This is a genomic window from Kitasatospora sp. CM 4170, assembly GCF_032110285.1.
Lineage (GTDB): Bacteria > Actinomycetota > Actinomycetes > Streptomycetales > Streptomycetaceae > Kitasatospora > Kitasatospora aburaviensis.
Window position 1 is genome coordinate 1,809,830 of record NZ_CP134877.1, and the last position, 17,565, is coordinate 1,827,394.

The window sequence follows — 17,565 nt, forward strand, 5'->3', positions numbered from 1 at the left end:
GCTACTCGACGTCCTCCTTGCGGCCGTAGGAGTTCGAGGTGAGGTACTCCCTCGCACCGCGCTTGATGAGCAGGTTGGTCACGGCCTTGTTGCCGTTCGCCTCCCGGGCCGCCCGTTCGCCGAGCGCCTGCCCGTACTCATTGTTCAGCAGGTCGATGGTGTGGTCCGACTCCTCGTCCGCCGGGTAGAAGGCTTCATGCGCGGCGGCCCACTTGTCCGCCTTCTCCTTCCCCAGCCGGGCGGTCAGGGTCCCCTGCCAGAGCACGTGGCGGTAGGCGTTAGCCTTCTCGCCCTTGGTTTCCCCGGTGTACTCCAGAGTCTGCTCCATCGCCCAGACGCTCTCGGTCACGTAGACCGCGCACTCGTTCAGGTCCTGTACGCACTCGTACGCCTCGGCCGAGTTGAACGTGAAGTTGAAGCTCCGGTCGAGCTCCTTCCGCTTCTTCTCGTCGGGAGCCCCCCACTGGATGGGCCGCCTCTTCTCCTCCTCGCGCAGCCAGCCGGCCCGCGACTTGCGCTCGTCCTTGCTCAGCTTCCCGAAGACGTTGCTGCGCGGCGGCGGCGGGGAGCAGTCGTGCGTGGCGCAGTACTCGGGCGCCGGCTCGCCGCCCTCGGCGCGGGTGATGTTGAGGTAGTTGCTGCCGTACCCGGTGGGCTTGGTCCCCCCGTTGGTGCAGGTGTACTGGCCGGACCAGCATTCGGGCAGCGCCTCACCGGACGGGTCGGCGGTGCTCAGCGGGTTGTTGTTGGCGTAGCCGTAGGCGTTCAGCTCCTGCGAGCTGGTGCTGTCCAGCTTGGGGTCGACGCTGATGAACCGGCCGATGCCCGGGTCGTACTCGCGGGCGCCCAGGTGGGTCAGCCCGGAGTCGCCGTCCTCGACCCCGCCGACGAAGCCGTGGTCCCCGACCCAGCCGCTGCCGGGTGCGGTGCCGCGCTCGGCGCCGAACAGGGTGGTCTTGCGCCGGGTGACGGCCTGGGTGGCCGCGTCGACGTGGACGGTGGCGGTGCCGTGGTTGTCGGCGAGGACGAAGGTCAGCTTGCCCGCGCTGCGCACCGCGGCGGTCTTGCCGCCGTGGGTGTAGTAGCGGGTGCCGGTGACCGTGCCGCCGGCGAGCTTCAGCTCGTTGCCGCCCGGCAGGTAGAGCGTGGTGCCGGCGGAGTCGCGCCGGACCAGCCGCTGGCCGTCGGCGTCGTACACGTAGCTGTCCGTGCCGGCACCGGTCAGCTTGGCCAGCCGGCCCTGCTGGTCCCACTCCAGGGTCTGGGCGGGGGCGGAGCCGATGGTGCGGCCGGTGGTGTTGCCGGTGGCGTCGTAGCTGTAGGTCTCCTTCAGGGTGCCGGCCGGGCCGGTCTGGTCGACCGCGACCAGGGTGTTCGGGCGGCCGGGCGCCGAGGTGTAGGTGCGCACGGTGTCGCCCGCGCCGGCCAGGCCGTGGCGGGTCTCACCGCGGCGGTTGCCGACGGCGTCGTAGCGGAAGCTGGTCCAGTACGCGTCCGGGCCGCCGACGGTGGCCGCCGAGGGGGCGGCGGTGCAGTCGCCGGTGGCGGTCCAGGCCTCGGTGATCCGGCGCAGGGCGTCGGTGACCACGCACTGGGTGTCGGTGACGGCGGCGGCGTCCTGCCCGGAGCGGGTCGAGGTGCCGGTGACGTTGCCGACGGCGTCGTAGGTGTACCGGGTGTCGTCGATCCGCTGCGGCGCCTTCTCACGGTCGGTCACGGCGCGCAGCAGGCTGCCGGTGTGCTCGTCGTACTCGTAGGAGCCCCACAGCTGCGAGCCGAAGGGTCCGTACTCCTCCCGGAGGGTGCGGCCGTAGTGGTCGTAGGTGGTGGCCGCGACGATGGCGTCGCCGCCCGCGTAGGTGGTGGCGGACAGGCCCGTGGTCGGGGTGTACGAGCTGGTGACGCGCTCCTGCGGCAGCCCGCCGATGGCGGGGTGCTGGGTCCACATCGGCTGGCCGGTGTTGGCGTTGTACGAGGTGGTCCACTTGTAGGTGCCCGCCAGCGCGCCCTCCGTCGCCGGGATGGTCACCTGGGTGCCGACCGGCTCGTAGAGGCTGTTGTACGAGGTGACGGCCGTGGTGTAGGCCGCGCCGTCGGCGTAGCGGGTGGCCGTGGCCAACCGGCCCTTGGCGACGGTGTCGTACGTCCACTGGGCGAGCGAGGCGGCGCCCTGCTTGACGGCGGTGGTCCGCCCGAGGGCGTCGTAGTCGGTGTGCAGGACGACGCCGCGGCCGTCCTTCACGTCGGTGACCCGGCCGCCGGCGTCGACGGTCAGCTCGCTGGTGCCCTTGTCCGGGTCCTCGACCTTGACCTGCCGGCCGCGCACGTCGTAGGTGTAGCGCCAGACGTTGCCGGCCGGGTCGTCCATCCGGACCACCTTGCCGCGCTGGTCGTAGGTGTAGCGGACCGACTGGCTCGCGGTGCGGCCGGCGTCCGTGTACTCCTTCAGCTCGACCACGTTGCCGCGGGCGTCCGCGTACTTGGTCGTCGCGGTGCCGCCGGCGGGCGGCACGACGGTGACGGCGTCGCCGTGGTACGTGGTGGTGGTCCGCTTGGTCTCGTCGCCGAAGCGGCGGTCGACCACGGCCACCGCCCGGCCCGCGCCGTCGTACAGGGTGTCCTTCGACGCCGGGTACTTGAGCTCCTGACCGGTGACCAGGACGCCCTCGGCGGCGCCGTCCGCGTAGTAGCGGCCGGAGTCGCGCCAGGCCAGGCCCCGGGTGTCGTAGAACTGCTCGGTGACGAGGCGTCCGGCGCGGTCCGGCGAGGTGCGCTGGGTCTGCCGGGAGCGCAGCAGGCCGTCGTAGAAGGCGTACGCGGTCTCGTAGGTGGAGTCGTGCTGCAGGGTACGGGTGGTGACGACGACCGGGCCGTCGTTGCGGACCAGGTAGTCGAACCCGTAGTTCGGCGCGTCCGGGTAGGCGGCGGCCGAGCGGGTCGGCAGCCAGACCTTGGTGATCCGGCCGAGCGCGTCGAACTGCGAGGTGGTGACCTTGTTGTTGGCGTCGGTGACGGTGACCGCCTGGCCGCGCAGCGGCTCGTAGCCGGTGGTGACGGTGTGGCCCAGCGGGTTGGTGACCACCGATCCGGTCGCCGGCTCGCCGGTGGCGGGGGTGAAGGCGGTGGTGGTGGTCTTGCCGTACGCGTCGGTGACCGAGACCACGCGGCCGTAGCCGTCGTAGCCGGTGCGGGCGGCGGTGTCGTAGCCGGTGCCCTGCCCGTTGATCGCCCGGGTCTCGGTGGGCAGGCCCGCGGTGGGCGCGGCGCCGACGGCCGTGGTGCCGTCGTAGAGCGTCTGGTCGTCGGAGAGAACGTCCGCCGGGCGGCTGACCGGGGAACCGCAGGCCTTGCCGGTCACCTCGACCCGGGAGACCTTGTCGAGCAGCCAGGTCGCGGTGTTGCGGGCGTACTCGGTGGTGGTGCACCGCTCGTCGCCGGAGACGGCCTCGTCGCCCTGCTCGCCGAGCGTGGCGATCAGGCCGTACGCGTCGAAGGTCCGGGCCAGGGAGGTGCGGCGCTCGCCGCCGGTGACGGTCGTGCGGGTCCGCTCCTCGGCCACGCCGGTGTGGCGGGCGGTCAGGTCGGGCAGCCCGGCCCGGGTGCGGGTGGCGGTCTCGTCGGAGCGCCACGGGCTGTAGGAGGTCGCGGAGAGCAGCGGACCGCCGTCGCCGTTGTAGACCGCCTTCTCGCGGAGCTGGCCGGCGAACTCGCGGCGGTCGGTGACCACCGCCCCGGCGGAGTCGGCGACGGCGGCGCCCTCGATGCCGCGGAAGAAGCGGCTCTCGGTCAGGGTGCGGGCGTCGAAGCCGGCGCCGGTGCGGGTCTGGACCCGGCCGTAGCCGCGGCCCACCGAGTAGGTGCGCTCGTCGGCCTTGGTGAACTCGTCCTCGTTCACCGACCAGGCGGCGCCGTCGAGGTAGGCGTACTCGGTGACCTTGTCGGGGCTCTCGACCAGGTTGTCGCCCTCGACGACCTTCTCCACCACGTAGGAGTTGAACCAGTCGGTCTTCACGAGGTTGCCCTCGCGGATCTTCACCGGGTAGCAGCGGCTGGTGTTGGTGCCGTCGGCGGCCGGCAGGGAGGTTGCGGTGCAGCCGGGCTGGGAGTAGTAGATCCCGATGGTGCCGCCGGTCTCCGTGGTGATCTCGGAGAGCCGCAGTCGGATGAACGGCGCGAGGCCGTCACCGGTCTTGTCGACCCGGTTGGCCAGCTGCTCGCCGGCGAAGGTCACCGGGGGCGTCGTCAGGCTGCCGTTGCTCTTGCCGGTGCGGGTGACGGAGCTCAGCCACATCGGGGTGGAGAGGCCGTCGCCGGAGGGCGGGAAGCTCTGCACCAGGCTCCAGCTGTCGACCTCCTTGTGGCTGCCGCCGGTCAGCGCCTTGGTGGTGATCGAGGCGAGGCGCTTGCGCGACCAGAACGACGGGGAGGCGTTGTTCTTGCAGTCGGCGCCGTCGGCGCAGAACAGGTCGAACGGCACGTCCTTCCAGTTCTTGGCGTTGGCCTCGTCGAAGGTGCCACAGCCGGTGAGGCAGCGCTCGTCGACGCCGAAGGCCACGATGCCGGCCGGCTTCGCGGTGTACACGGAGTCGGCGCGCAGGCCGTACTCGATCCGGTCGAGCCAACCGCCCCGCACGTACGGGGTGGTGGTGCCCTTGCCGGTCGTGGAGTTCCAGTTGCGGGCGTAGTTGTTGGACTCGGTGTTCCAGTAGTACGCCATGGCGTTGCCGCGCGGGTCGACCACGTAGTCCAGCTGCCAGCGCCACGCCTGCTGGCACCAGGCGTTGGCGAACGAGGAGTTGTAGCACGGCTCGCCGGACTGGTTGCCGAAGACCGGCACCGTCCAGGCGGACTTCGTCTCCGCCGCCCCGGCCGTGTGGCCCGGCAGGCGGTTCAGGCCGAAGAAGTACTGGGTGCCGTCGACCGTGGTGATCTTCCAGTGCTCGCCGTCGTTGTCGCCGTTGGTGGCGCCGGTCAGCCGCTCGACCTTCTCACCTCCGTCGGCGGCCGGGTGCCAGCCCTTGCCGCTCTGGTAGACGAGTTCGGTCTGCTTGCCGCCGAGCGAGAGCACCGCGTTGTCGGTGAACCAGCAGAGGTCGCCGACCTTGGCGGTGTTGGTGCCGCCGGTCTTGTCGTCGTCGCAGGGCTTGTAGCGGCGCTCGATGAAGCCCGGCTCCCAGTTCCAGCCGTCGCCGATCCAGCTCGCCTGGTTGTTGGAGGCGCCGGTGCGCCCGTCGACGCTCTGCGAGGAGTAGCCCAGCGCGACGGTGGGCTGCAGCCCGCCCGGGACGGCGGGCACGCCGACCGGGTACGACCAGGCGAACGCCCCGGAGGAGCCGCCGCCCGACCACGTCCCGGAGGCCTGGAGCGGCGTCGCCGCGTAGTCGCCGGTGGGGCCGGAGGTGCCGGCCGTGGCGGCGAGGACCAGCGACCCGCCCGCCGGGGCCGCCGTGAGCGCGGCGGGCGCGGCGAGGAACGAGGACTTCCTCGGTGCCGCGGCCGCCGCCGGGGCGTCCACGACGGCCGAGACGACCGACTTCGCCGGCTCGTTCACCGAGTCCAGCGGCACCGGGGTCCGGCACTCGGGGTTGCCCGGAGAGGTCAGGGCACAGTCGGGGAGCCGGACCAGCCGCAGCCGTGACGCCCAGTCACCACCGTAGGCCTTCGCGAAGGCGGTGTAGTCGACGGCGACGTCGACCTTCCCGCCCCCTCCGCCCCCGTTCTGCCCCGCGACCGAGAACAGTACTCCGTCGATTCCGGCGGCCCGGGTCTGCTGCCGGTCCGCGACGGTGACGACCGGACCTTCGTTGCGCACGTCGGGGCTCAGCCCCAACGTCGCTTTACCCGTGCTTTTCCCGGACTTGGTGCCCGCACCGACGACGGTCGCCGATATCGCGGACGGTCCGGGCCAGGCCGGTTCCGCAACGGCCCCGGACGGCGCCACCGCCTGGTTGGGCCGCTTCTCCCCGCCTGCCTTGACCGGCTTCACCGGTACCGGACGGGTCTGCTGCAGGGCCGGCAGATCCGGCCCCTTGCCGCGGGAATCCGCAGCTGACGCCGCACTCGGCAGCGCCCCTATCAATGCCGTGGTGGCGACCGCGGTCGCCAACCACCGTGTGGCGTAGTGCCTCACTCCGCGCCCTTCGAAGATTCTGATCGAGCGGGCGAAGGCTACCAAGGGTCGCCATCGAATTGCTTTCCCGAATTTCCGGACGGTGCACAGATATGTCCGAATACGTGATCGTTCGTCATGATCAACCGGACTTGCCCAAATGGTTCGTCAAAGAAGAGGATTGGCGAGGTTTCTGACGTCTCACCAGACCTTCGCGCACGGCAGCGGCCTTGCGGGAATCGACGCACACCAGCCCCCCATCAGGAGGTATAGAGTCCTACCGCTTTCGACACAGCAAACATCCGAAGGAAGCAGTGTGACCAAACTTTCCCGCCGACTCGGCCGCCGACGACGGCCGACGTCCGGAGCCATAGCCCTGGCTCTGACCGGAGGGCTCACGGCCGGACTCGCCGTGAGCCCGTTCGCCACCGCCGCCCCGCTGCCACCCGCCGCCCCCGCGGTGACACAGCCCGGGGACGACGGCTCGGTCAGCCCCGAGGACAAGGCCCTCAAGGAGGCCAAGGCCACCAACACCCCGGTCGAGCTGGTCAACGCCCGCACCGAGCTGTCGGACACCTGGGCCAACCCGGACGGCACGTTCTCGATCCGCCGCCACGGGGCTCCGGTCCGCGTCCTGCGCGGCGGGGCCTGGGTGCCCACCGACCCCACCTTGGAGTTCGCCCCGGACGGCTCGGTGCGCCCGAAGGCCGCCTCGGTCACCATCGCGTTCTCCGGCGGCGGTACCGCGCCGCTGCTCTCGGGTGTGAAGGACGGCCGTACGCTCTCGCTGTCCTGGCCGAAGCCCCTGCCGAAGCCGACCCTGGCCGGCAACGTCGCCTCCTACCCCGAGGTCCTGCCCGGGGTCGACGTCCAGCTGAAGGCCGAGGTCGAGGGCTTCTCGCAGCTCGTCGTCGTCAAGACGGCGGCCGCGGCCGCCAACCCGGAGCTGGCCACGCTCAAGTACACGATGTCCACGGTGGGCGTGACGGTCTCCACCGACGCCGCCACCGGCGTGGTGCAGGCGCTGGACCCGGCGGGCCAGCCGGTGTTCACCAGCCCCACCCCGGTGATGTGGGACTCCACGACCGCGACCAGCGCTCCGCCGTCCGGCGCCCCGGCGGCCAAGTCCATGAGCTTCGCGGCGGCCGCCGCCGGCGCGGCCCCGGCCGGACCGACCGCGCCCGCGAGCACCTTCGACCAACCGGCCGGCTCCAAGGAAGCCGTCATGCCGACGGCGGTCAGCGGCAACACGCTGCAGATCACGCCGGACCAGGCGCTGCTCAAGGCCGCCGACACCAAGTACCCGGTCTACATCGACCCTTCCTGGGCCTGGGGCGGCCGGCAGAACTGGACCCGGGTGTACAAGAAGCGTCCGAAGGACAGCTTCTGGAACGCCAACGACGTGGCCCGGGTCGGCTACGAGTCCGAGACCAACGGCCTCTCCCGGTCGTTCTTCCAGATGGACACCGGCAACATCCGCGGTGCGAAGGTGATCTCCTCCACCTTCCGGATCGACAACACCTGGTCCTGGTCCTGCCAGGCCCGCCCGGTCCAGCTCTGGCACACCAAGGGCATCGACCGGAACACCACCTGGGAGCACCAGCCGGACCGGATCGACTGGCTCGGGACGGTCAACCAGTCCAAGGGCTGGAGCTCCAACTGCCCCGGTGGCAACCTCGAATGGGACGTGACCTGGAAGATCCAGCGGGTCGCGGCGGCCGGTGACCCGAACATCACGGTGGGTCTGTACGCCGAGAACGAGAACGACACCTACGGGTGGAAGAAGTTCGACCCCAAGTCGGTGGTCCTGGAGACCAAGTACAACGACCCGCCGCTGACACCGACGGACCTGGGGACCAACCCCCACACCGACTGCGCCACCGGCGGCCTGATCGGCAACACGACGGTCAGCCTGTACGCGCTGGTGGACGACCCGAACGCCGGGAACCTCTCCGCGCAGTTCCAGATCTTCCGCGGCGGCAACCTGGTCGCCGACAAGTGGATCCCCGCGCTCAAGGGCCGGGTCTCCACGCTGGTCGTACCGGACTCCGAACTGCCCACCGGCGACTACACCTGGCAGGTCCGGGCGTACGACCAGAGCGAGTACTCCGGTTGGAGCACCACCTGCCGGTTCGCCGTCGACCGGACGCGCCCGGCCCGGCCGCCGAAGATCGACTCCTCCGCGTTCCCCAACGGTGACAACGGCTGGCCGGCCGGCACCGGCAAGGCCCGCACCCCCGGCGGCTTCACCATCGAGGCCAACGGCGTCGACGACGTGGTGCGGTACTTCTACTACACCGACTGGGACCCGGCGGTGAAGGGTGCCGAGGTGCCGCCCGGCGGCACCGCGAGCATCCAGCTCACGCCGTCCGGCGTCGGGCCGCACTTCGTCCACGCGTTCAGCCAGGACTCCGCCGGCAACCGCTCCGACACCGCGACCTACCTGTTCTACGCCGGCCGCTCGATGGAGCGCGACCAGGCGTACGACCTCAACGGCGACGGTCACAAGGACATCTGGAGCGTCGACTCCAACGGCACCCTGCTCACCTACGCGGGCCAGGGCGACGGCCGGTTCTCCTCCGCCACCAACGGCGGCCTGCACTTCGGCGACCCGCGGATCGCCTACTCGGGCGACTGGGGCGAGGACGGCTACAACGACCTCGTCTCCCTGGAGTACGACCCCGTCGACAAGCGCCGCAAGATCTGGACCTACCAGAACAACGGCCTCGGCACCGCCTCGGCCACCTTCGGCAAGGGCCGGCAGGAGCAGAAACTGTTCTGCCCGGTCGCCGACGAGGAGGGCGTCTGCCCCACCGGCAACGACCACTGGCAGCAGGACAACGCCCAGGTCCTCTCCCCCGGCGACCTCAACGGCGACGGGCGGCCCGACCTGCTGGTCCGCGACGGCAAGTACCTGTGGGCCTACTTCGGCGCCCGCAACGACTACCTGGACGACGACCGCCAGCCCGTGCTGGTCGGCGGCGACGACTGGGACAAGTTCACCGTGATCGCCCCCGGCGACCTCAACGGCGACGGCGTTCCCGACCTCTGGCTGCGGAACGAGGAGAACGGCGACATCCTGCGGGCCTACGGCCGCAAGGACGCCAACGGCCTGGTCGACCTCGCCACCTGGGGCACCCAGGGCCGCACCCGCGTCGGCACCGGCGTCACCAAGGCGCTCTACCCGACCGTCGGCTCGGTCGGCGACATCAGCGGCGACGGCGTCACCGACCTGTGGGCCCGGCAGACCGACAACACCCTCTTCGCCTGGACCGGCCAGGCCTGGGACGGGAGCGTCAACTCCTTCTCCGGCGGCTGGACCGTCGACGGCGTCGTCGGTGCCCGGATCCCCTCCGGCACCCAGCTCGCCTCGGGGCAGGAGTTCAGCACCGGCCCGTCGAAGCTGGTCATGCAGGCCGACGGCAACCTCGTCCTGACCCGCTCGGGCAAGACGCTCTGGGCCTCCAACACCGCGGGCAACCCCGGCGCGGTGGCCCGGATGCAGGCCGACGGCAACTTCGTCGTGTACAGCGCCGACGGCTCCCGGGCCCTGTGGAACGCCAACACCTGGGGCAAGCCGAACGCCTACGCCATGGTCCTGGAACACGGCGTCCTGGTGATCTACAACGCCGTCGGCCAGGGCATCTGGACCAGCGGCACCCAGAGCCGGCCGGACTACAACGCCGACGGCCGCACCGACGTGCTGGCCCGCGACGCCAACGGCGACATGTGGGTCTACCCGGGCACCGGCGGCAGCGGCACCTCGACCCTCGGCCAGCGCTACTTCGTCGGGAACGGCTGGTGGCGCGACTACTGGGTGCCCTACACCGCCGACCTCAACAACGACGGCCAGAGCGACATCGTCGGGCGCACCAACAACGGCGAACTGATGCTCTACCCGGGCACCGGCGGCAAGGGCCAGTACCCGTTCGGCAGCCCGGTCCTGATCGGCACCGGCTGGTCGTACGAGCGGCTCGCGTTCGGCGACGTCACCGGCGACGGCCGCACCGACGTCATCGCGCGCGACAGCGGCGGCGACCTCTGGGTCTACCCGGGCACCGGCGGCACCGGCACCTCGACGCTGGGCGACCGGATCTTCGCCGGGAACGGCTGGTGGCCGGCGGCCTGGACGACCATCCGGATCGCCGACGTCAACGGTGACTTCAAGGCGGACATCATCGGCCGCACCGACCAGGGCGACCAGTACGTCTACCCCAACACCAGCACCCCCGGGAACCTGAGCTTCGGCTCGCGGTACTTCTACGGGAACGGCTGGTGGAACGGCGAGTGGGAGCCGTTCGTCACCGACCTCGACAGCGACGGCACGCCCGAGCAGGTCGGTGTGACCCGCAACGGCGAACTCTTCGACTTCCTCCCCGGCGGGCGCACCCTGGTCGGCACGGGCTGGACGTCGTTCTTCGACGTGATCCTCTGACGACGCGATCCTATGACGAGGTGATCGTCTGACCACGGCGCGGTAGCCGCACCGCTCCACCTGCAACGGCCTTCCCCCGGGCGCACCGAGCGCCCGGGGGAAGGCCGTTTCCGCTCGGCCCCGTGCGGGAGCCCGGCCACGGCTCGGTGGCGGCGGCCGGCGGTTACGGCGCCACCACCACGTCGACGGCCCGCGTGTACTGGCAGCGGCCGAACCACATCACCTTGGCGAGCGCCCAGTACGTGCCCGGGTCGGCGTCCTCGGGGGCGGCGAGGTCGAAGGACGCGGTCAGCACGGCCCCGGTGGGGACGGTGAAGCCGCGGACGGGGGTGCCGACGGCCTCCCAGGTGCCCCAGGGCGAGACGAGTTGGAGCTCGCCGCGGATCTCGCCCCGGGTGCGGTTGGCGAGGCGGAGGTCGAGGACGGCCCGGCCGCCGGGGGTGAGGCGGACGGACTCGGTCAGGACGGTCGCGGTGAGTCCGGTGTCGCGGCCCACCGCGGAGGTGGTGCCCTGGGCGGCGGTCCAGGCCTCGGGCGCCGCGCCGGCGGCCGGGAGCAGCTCCGGCAGGTCGCCGACCGCCACGGTGGCGACGTCCTCCACCTGCTGCCCGTCGTGCGCGATCCGGACGGCGGCGAAGTACAGGCCGGGCTCGACCCCGGCCGGCGGGGTGAGTTCGACCGGGAACCGCAGGTGCCCGCCGGCCTCCAGCCGGTAGGGCCGGGTGTCGGGGCTCGCCGTCCAGCCCTCGGGCGGCAGCACGGTGGCGGTGCCCTCGACCACGGCGTCCCGCAGCTGGGAGGCGAGGACCACCGAGAGCCCGACGGGCTCGCCCGCCGTCCGCAGCAGTCCCGGCGAGACGCCGACCGACACCGGCAGGTAGCCGAGCGGCGCCGGGCCCCGGTTGTGCAGCCAGTAGCGGGCGTGCACCGGCTGGGCGGCCTCGGCGACGGCGCCGAGGACCGGTCCGCCCGGATCGGCTATGACGGCGGGCCGGGCCAGCACGGTGACGATCTGCGAGCCCGCCAGGCACAGGTCCTCCGGGCCGGTCGGCCGCTCCAGCAGGTCGGCCCGGTGCAGCTCGGACAGGCCGAGCGCCCCGCCGAGGGAGGCCGTGCGGCCGAGACCGGTGGCCTCCACCAGCCGGACCGTGAGCCGCTCCCCCACGGGCGCCGCCGAGCCGTGGGCGACGGGGTTGCCGGCCGGCTTCAGGGCGCCGAGCAGTACCTCGCGCGCCGGTTCGACCCGCAGCCAGGAGAGGGCGGGCGGCAGCGGGCCGTTCCGGGCCGGGGCGAGCCGGGCGTACAGCGGGTGGTTGAACTCCTGGCCCCGGGCGGGCAGGGCCCCGGCCCGCCAGTCGCCCGCGCCGCCCACCAGCGCGTACGCGAACTCGTGTGTCCAGTGCTGGAGTTGGAACGAGGATCCGTCGGGGACGGTGCGCCGGGGCGGGTCGATCCAGACCCCGGAGGGCCAGCCGGTGCAGGAGCGCAGCAGCGACAGGTGCAGGGCGCCGGTGGCGTCGACCGCGAAGCCGGGCAGGCCGAATGTGAGCAACGCCACGGTGTGGTCGGCCAGTTGCTCCGTGATCGGGGCCGGGCAGACGGCGCCGGTCCGGGCGTCCGCGAGGTCCGCGGCCAGCACGTCCGGGTCGGTGACGACCAGCGCCGGGAGCGCCCGCAGGTCGCGCAGGTCCGTGCCGGTCCCGGCGCCCGGCGCGGCCGGAACCCAGACGGCGCCGTGCGCCTTGAGTGCGGCCGCGTACTCCTCGCCCGCGCGCTCGATCAGCTCGCGGGCCGCGTCGTTGACCTCCGGCCCGCCCACGACGATCCGGAAGTCCGGGAGGTTGGAGTCGACGTCCAGCCACCCGTAGCGGGCCCAGTCGGCGGCGGAGGTGGTCGCGGTCACGCCGACCCGGGCGAGCGCCACCACCAGCGCGCGGGCGTCGGCGGCGGCGTCCAGCTCGGGGACGACCACCTCGGCCACGCCGAGCGCCCGTTCGCCGACCACCGCACCGGCCGGGTCGGTGAGCACCACCCGGGCGGTGGAGCCGAGGCCGAACCAGGTGTGGGCGGGGTTGTCCAGCGTCCACGGCGCCTCGGCGGCGTCGGCCTCGGGCCGCGCGAAGCCGCGGCCGACGACCGCCCCGGCCACCTCGCTGACCGGGCGGGCGCCGGGCAGGTCGACCGGGAAACGCAGCCGCAGCAGGCGGTCGGCGCCGGTGTGGTCGACCACCCTGGTCCGGCAGTCGACCCGGTCGAGGCCGTGCCAGAGGGTCACGGTCTGCTCGTACCGGATCCCGTCCACCGTCCCGGCGACCACCAGCCGCTCCCCCAGCGGGCCGGTCTCCCGCCGGACGCCCGCCGGCTGCTCGGCCGAGCCCCGGACCGGCCCCTTGGGGACGAGGTGCCACGGGCCCTCGCCGAAGTCGGGGTGCTGCGGGTACTCCTCGTAGACCCGCAGCTCGTTGCCGACTCGGCCGTCCTGGATCAACTCGCGCCCGTGCAGCAGATCCCGGACCGACGTCAGGCCGCCGCCCCGGGCCGGATCCGCGGTGACCCGGTACCGGGCGTTGGCGATGCTGTGGCCGTCGGCCGCCGACCAGGCGGTGTCCCGGTCCGCGCCGGCGGTGCCTCCGCCGGACCGGGCGGTGTCCCCGGCCGGACCGGCCACCAGCCGCCACGTCCGCCACCCCAGCGCCGGCACGTCGGCGGCCAGGAACCGCAGCGTGCCCCGGTCGACCGAACTCGGCACGGTGGAGCCGGTGTCGTCCAGCACCCGCACCGACCGGAGCTCCGCCGGCAGCCGGACGGCGACCAGGTCGGTGCGGTCGAACGAGAGCGTGTTGGCGACGACCACCGCCTCGCCCACACCCGTCGTGTCGATCCGCGCCGTCAGCGCCGCCAGCGCCCGGTCCCGGACGTCGGCGGCCAGGTCGTACGCCTCCCGCCAGCCGCCGAGCAGGTCGAGGTAGACCTGGTCGGACTCCGAGCCGGTGATCGCGTCGTGGTGGGCGCCGCTCGCCAGGTGCCGCCAGACCTTGTCCAGCGCGGCCGACGGATACCGGCCGAGCCCGTGCACCACGGCCAGGGACGCCAGCTTCTCGGCGTCGACGGCGGCCACCTCGACCGCCCGCTGCGCCTGCTTGGTGTCGATGTAGGAGACGTCCTTGCCGGTGTAGACCGGGTTCATGTCGCGGGACTGCGGGCTCGGCCGCCGCCCCTGGCCCGCCTGCTCGGCGCGGACGGCGTCCAGGAAGTCGCGCGGGGTGCCGCAGACGAACCGCGGCCAGAGGTACTTCGCGGCCCAGGAGCGGTGGATCGCGGTGACCCAGCGGTTGGGCGGGGTGTAGTCGGTGCCCACCGGCAGCAGCAGGTTCTTCGTCGCGCCGACCGGCTTGAGCTTGCGGTACAGCTCGTGGACGGCCTGCTCGGCGGCGGCCAGGTCGGGCGAGGAGTCCATCCACCAGCCCGCCGAGTAGTGGTGGGGCATGTAGTGGGTGAGCACGCCCTCGCCGGAGGGCGCGATCCACTCGAACTCGCTGGGGAACTGCATCACCCGGGCGTCGTCCTTGGCGGCACCGAAGTTCTTCTGGATCGGCCCCCACTGGTGGAACGGCCCGCGTGCCCAGGCGCTGCCGGTGAGCCCGGCGGCGGCCAGCAGGCCCGGGAACTGCGGGTCGTGGCCGAACACGTCGAGCTGCCAGGCGGTCCGCGGGTCACCGCCGAGGACGTCGCGCTGGTAGCCGATGCCGAGGACGATGTTGCGGATGGTGCTCTCGACCCCGGTGAGGTTGGTGCTGGGCTCGTTGTAGGTGCCGCCGACGAGCTCCACCTGCCCGCGCTCCAGCAGCCGCCGCAGCGTCTCGCGGCGCTCCGGGTGCTGGTCGAAGTAGGGCTTCAGGTAGTCGACTTCGGCGAGGACGAAGCGGTACACCGGGTCGCGCAGCGCGAGGTCCAGGTGGGCGTCGACCAGGGCGAAGCCGTTGTGCTCCCAGAGCGGCCGGGTGGTGGCGTCGCCGGAGAGCAGCTCCCACGGCGCGGTGTAGGCGGCCTGGGTGTTCCACCAGACCGGGTCGTAGTGGAAGTGCGGGACGAGGTACATGGTCCAGCCGGGCTCGGCGACCTCGACCTCGGCCTCGGCGCGGGCGCCGCCGGCCCGCACCTCGACCGGGAGCCGCTGCCCGGGCGCGGCGGCCGCGCTGATCTCCAGGGGGACTTCGACCGGCCCCGTGCCGACCGCCTCGCCGTACACCCCGGGGCCGGTGACGGTGATCCGGGCGGACGGGCCGTCGAGGGTCACGCGCAGCAGCTGGCGCGGCGCGTCCTCGGGGCCGGTGAAGAGGTCGGTGCTGTCGACGGCGGTGATGGTGACCGACACGGGGGTGGTCCTTCCTCCGACGGGGCCGGGGCGCGCCCTACACGCCCCAGGCCTCGAACTCGTAGATGCGGGCGGCGGGGTCGGTGGTCTGGGTGGGCCTGGTGACGACCAGCCGCACGTAGCGGGCGGTGGTGTTCACCGGGTGGGTGGTGGTGCCGGCGGTGTTGCCGGTCACGGTCGCGACCGTGGTCCACGGATCGGTGCTCGCGGAGCGGACCTGGACGGTGAAGTCGCGGGTGTTGTAGGAGGAGCTCTCCCCGCCCGCCGAGGCGTGCTTGACCACGAACTTCGACAGCGGCCGGGCCGAACCGAGGTCGACCTCAAGCCACTTGCTCGACGTCAGGGTGCACCACTTGTCGCCGTTGCCGCCGCTGACGGTGCCGTTGACCGCCTTGGCGGCCGTCTCGTTGGCGTTGCACTGGCCGGACGCGGTGGCCGGGCGGCCCAGCGCCAGGTTGGTGCCGGTGGGCGGGGTGCCGGTCCAGGAGACCGTGGTGGCGGCCGCGGCGGAGCGGCCGTACTCGGTGGAGACCGCCTCGACCTCGACCGTCGTGCTGCTCTCACCGCCCGCCCGGTCCAGCTTGTTCACGAAGTACGCGTCGGAGGGCGTGGCCCCGAGGTAGCCCCGGGTGCCGTCAGCGTTGCGGCGATACACCTCGTAGTGGTGGACGGGGGCGCCGCCCGCCGAGGCCGTCCAGGAGAGCCGCAGCGACTGGCTGCTGCCCGCCACCACGTCGCTCGCACCGAGCACGGTGAGGCCGCTCGGAGCGGCCGGAGCGTCCACGGCGCCATCGTATACGGCGAGTTGGCCGACCCGCAGGTCGTAGGCGGGGTTCGAGCCCTCGGCCTGCAGCCCGATCTGGGCGATGGTCCGGCCCGCGTAGGCGGAGAGGTCGAGGGTGTGCCGCTCCCACCCCGTCCCGGAGTTGGCGCCCAGGTCGAGGGTGGTGAAGGCGGTCGGCGCGTCGGTGAAGGAGATCGCGGCCTTGAGGGAGGTCGGCCCGGCGGCCGGGGTCTTGAGCACCACCGAGAGCTTGGAGTCGGCTGCCACCGGCAGCCTGGTCTGGTAGAGCCGGATCGTGTTGGCGGCGTCCAGTCTGCCGCTGAGGCGCAGCGAGGAGCCGCCCTCGTAGGCGTCGGTGAAGTCGACGGACGGGGTGAGCCTGCTGCCGCCGGAGGCGACCAGCCAGCGGTAGGTGGGCGGGACGTCCTGGAGCGAGAGGTTGTTCCAGCCCCCGGTGGCGACCCGGGTGCCGGCGGCGTTGTGGAAGTCGCCCTGCCCAGTGGAGAAGTTGGTGACGAAGGGCTTGGCGGTGATCGGTGAGGACTCGGCGACGTAGGTCGACAGGCCCTTCCAGGCGGAGGACGTCGTGGTGTTGGAGGGGTCGTTGTTGGCGCCGACCCAGTAGCGGGCGTCCTTGGCGTAGAAGTCGGCACGGTCGGTGGCGGACTTCCACGTCCACTCGGGGCGGTAGAGGCCGAGCGAGGTGGTGTGCGGTTTGCCGGCGGGGAAGAGGGCGTTCCAGTCCACGCCGGTGTTGTAGCCGTTGGCCTCGGTGTCGATGCCGGAGTAGAGCTCGTACTCGCTGCGGCCGAGGCCGCGGGCCAGGCTGCGGGAGGAGTCGAGGCCGCCGGCGCTCCAGTTGAAGTTCAGGAACATCGAATCGGCGGTCCGCCTGGCGCCCTCCTGGAGGAAGGAGTCGTTGGCGGAGGTCAGCTCGTTCTGCCAACTCACCGATCCCGACTCGGTCATGGCGTCGTACCACATGAACTCGGTGCCGCTCTGCGCCTTGGTGTACTGCATGAGGTTGCGCACTTCGGTGGCGAGGGCCGAATCGCCGCCGCCGGTCTCCTGGTTGATGAACCAGCCGTCGAAGCCGTAGTACTGGGCCGCCTGGACGAGCTTGTCGGCGACGGGGTAGCGGCTGCCGGACTCCTGGACGAAGTCGCGGACCCACTGGAGCTGGCCGCCGTAGGCGGCGGGCGGGAAGAAGACGGTGCCGTAGACCTTGACGCCGTTGCGGTGGGCGGCGTCGATCACGGTCGGGTTGGGGGCGAGGATCAGGCCCTCGCCGGCCGATCCGCCCCAGAAGACCAGCTTGTCGACGTACTGCCAGTAGCCGAAGGCGTAGTAGTTGGGATCTGCGGAGCCCTGGGAGGGGTTGTTGGAGGTCGGCCCGAAGGAGACCAGCGAGGCCACCTTCCCCTCGCCCGCGCGGGCGTTGGGGTTGGCCCTGAGGGCCGGGTCGCTGGTGCGGGGCTGGAGCGGGACGCGGGAGCGGTTGAAGCGCGCGTCGGGGTCGGTGGCCGGATCCCAGCCCAGGATGGTGTTCGGGTACCAGTACGAGGCGTAGGGCTGGGTGCCGGAGGCCGCCGTGGCGGCCGGTGGGGCCGGGGCGGCCGGGGGTTGCGCGTGGGTGGCCGGGGCGGCGCCCAGGACGGCGGCCCCGAGGGCGGCGCTCAGCAACAGCGGGAGGCGTCGTGACATGCGGTGGCTCCGATCGAGCGGAGGAGGGTGGGGGCGGGCCGCCCCGGCGGGGACGCGGCCCGGCTGCATGCGGCGTGGCGCTGTACGGGTGCAGGGGCGTCGGCGGCGGTGGGTGCGGGCAGGCTGCGAGTCCTGCCGGCACGAATGGCCGCCGCCGG

General features: G+C 72.4%; 4 protein-coding genes. 1 reads left to right on the plus strand and 3 read right to left on the minus strand.

Annotation, left to right across the window (positions count from 1 at the left end):
• Position 1: 1 nt before the first annotated feature.
• Positions 2 to 5,812: an RHS repeat-associated core domain-containing protein gene (locus RMN57_RS07345; protein ID WP_313762567.1), complete on the minus strand. Its 5,811-nt coding sequence runs from the start codon at positions 5,810 to 5,812 to the stop codon at positions 2 to 4.
• A 613-nt stretch (positions 5,813 to 6,425) separates the two neighbouring features.
• On the opposite strand from RMN57_RS07345, the gene RMN57_RS07350 reads away from it, so the two are divergent.
• Positions 6,426 to 10,544: an FG-GAP-like repeat-containing protein gene (locus tag RMN57_RS07350; RefSeq protein WP_313762568.1), complete on the plus strand. Its 4,119-nt coding sequence runs from the start codon at positions 6,426 to 6,428 to the stop codon at positions 10,542 to 10,544.
• A gap of 163 nt (positions 10,545 to 10,707) precedes the next feature.
• On the opposite strand, the gene RMN57_RS07355 is transcribed toward RMN57_RS07350, so the two are convergent.
• On the minus strand, positions 10,708 to 14,919 hold the full coding sequence (locus RMN57_RS07355; RefSeq protein WP_313762569.1) for an NEW3 domain-containing protein: 4,212 nt from the start codon (positions 14,917 to 14,919) through the stop codon (positions 10,708 to 10,710).
• Between the two features lie 37 nt (positions 14,920 to 14,956).
• Positions 14,957 to 17,407 carry an endo-beta-N-acetylglucosaminidase gene (locus tag RMN57_RS07360; protein WP_313762570.1) on the minus strand — a complete coding sequence of 817 codons (2,451 nt, stop codon included), beginning with the start codon at positions 17,405 to 17,407 and terminating at the stop codon, positions 14,957 to 14,959.
• Between the last annotated feature and the right edge of the window lie 158 nt (positions 17,408 to 17,565).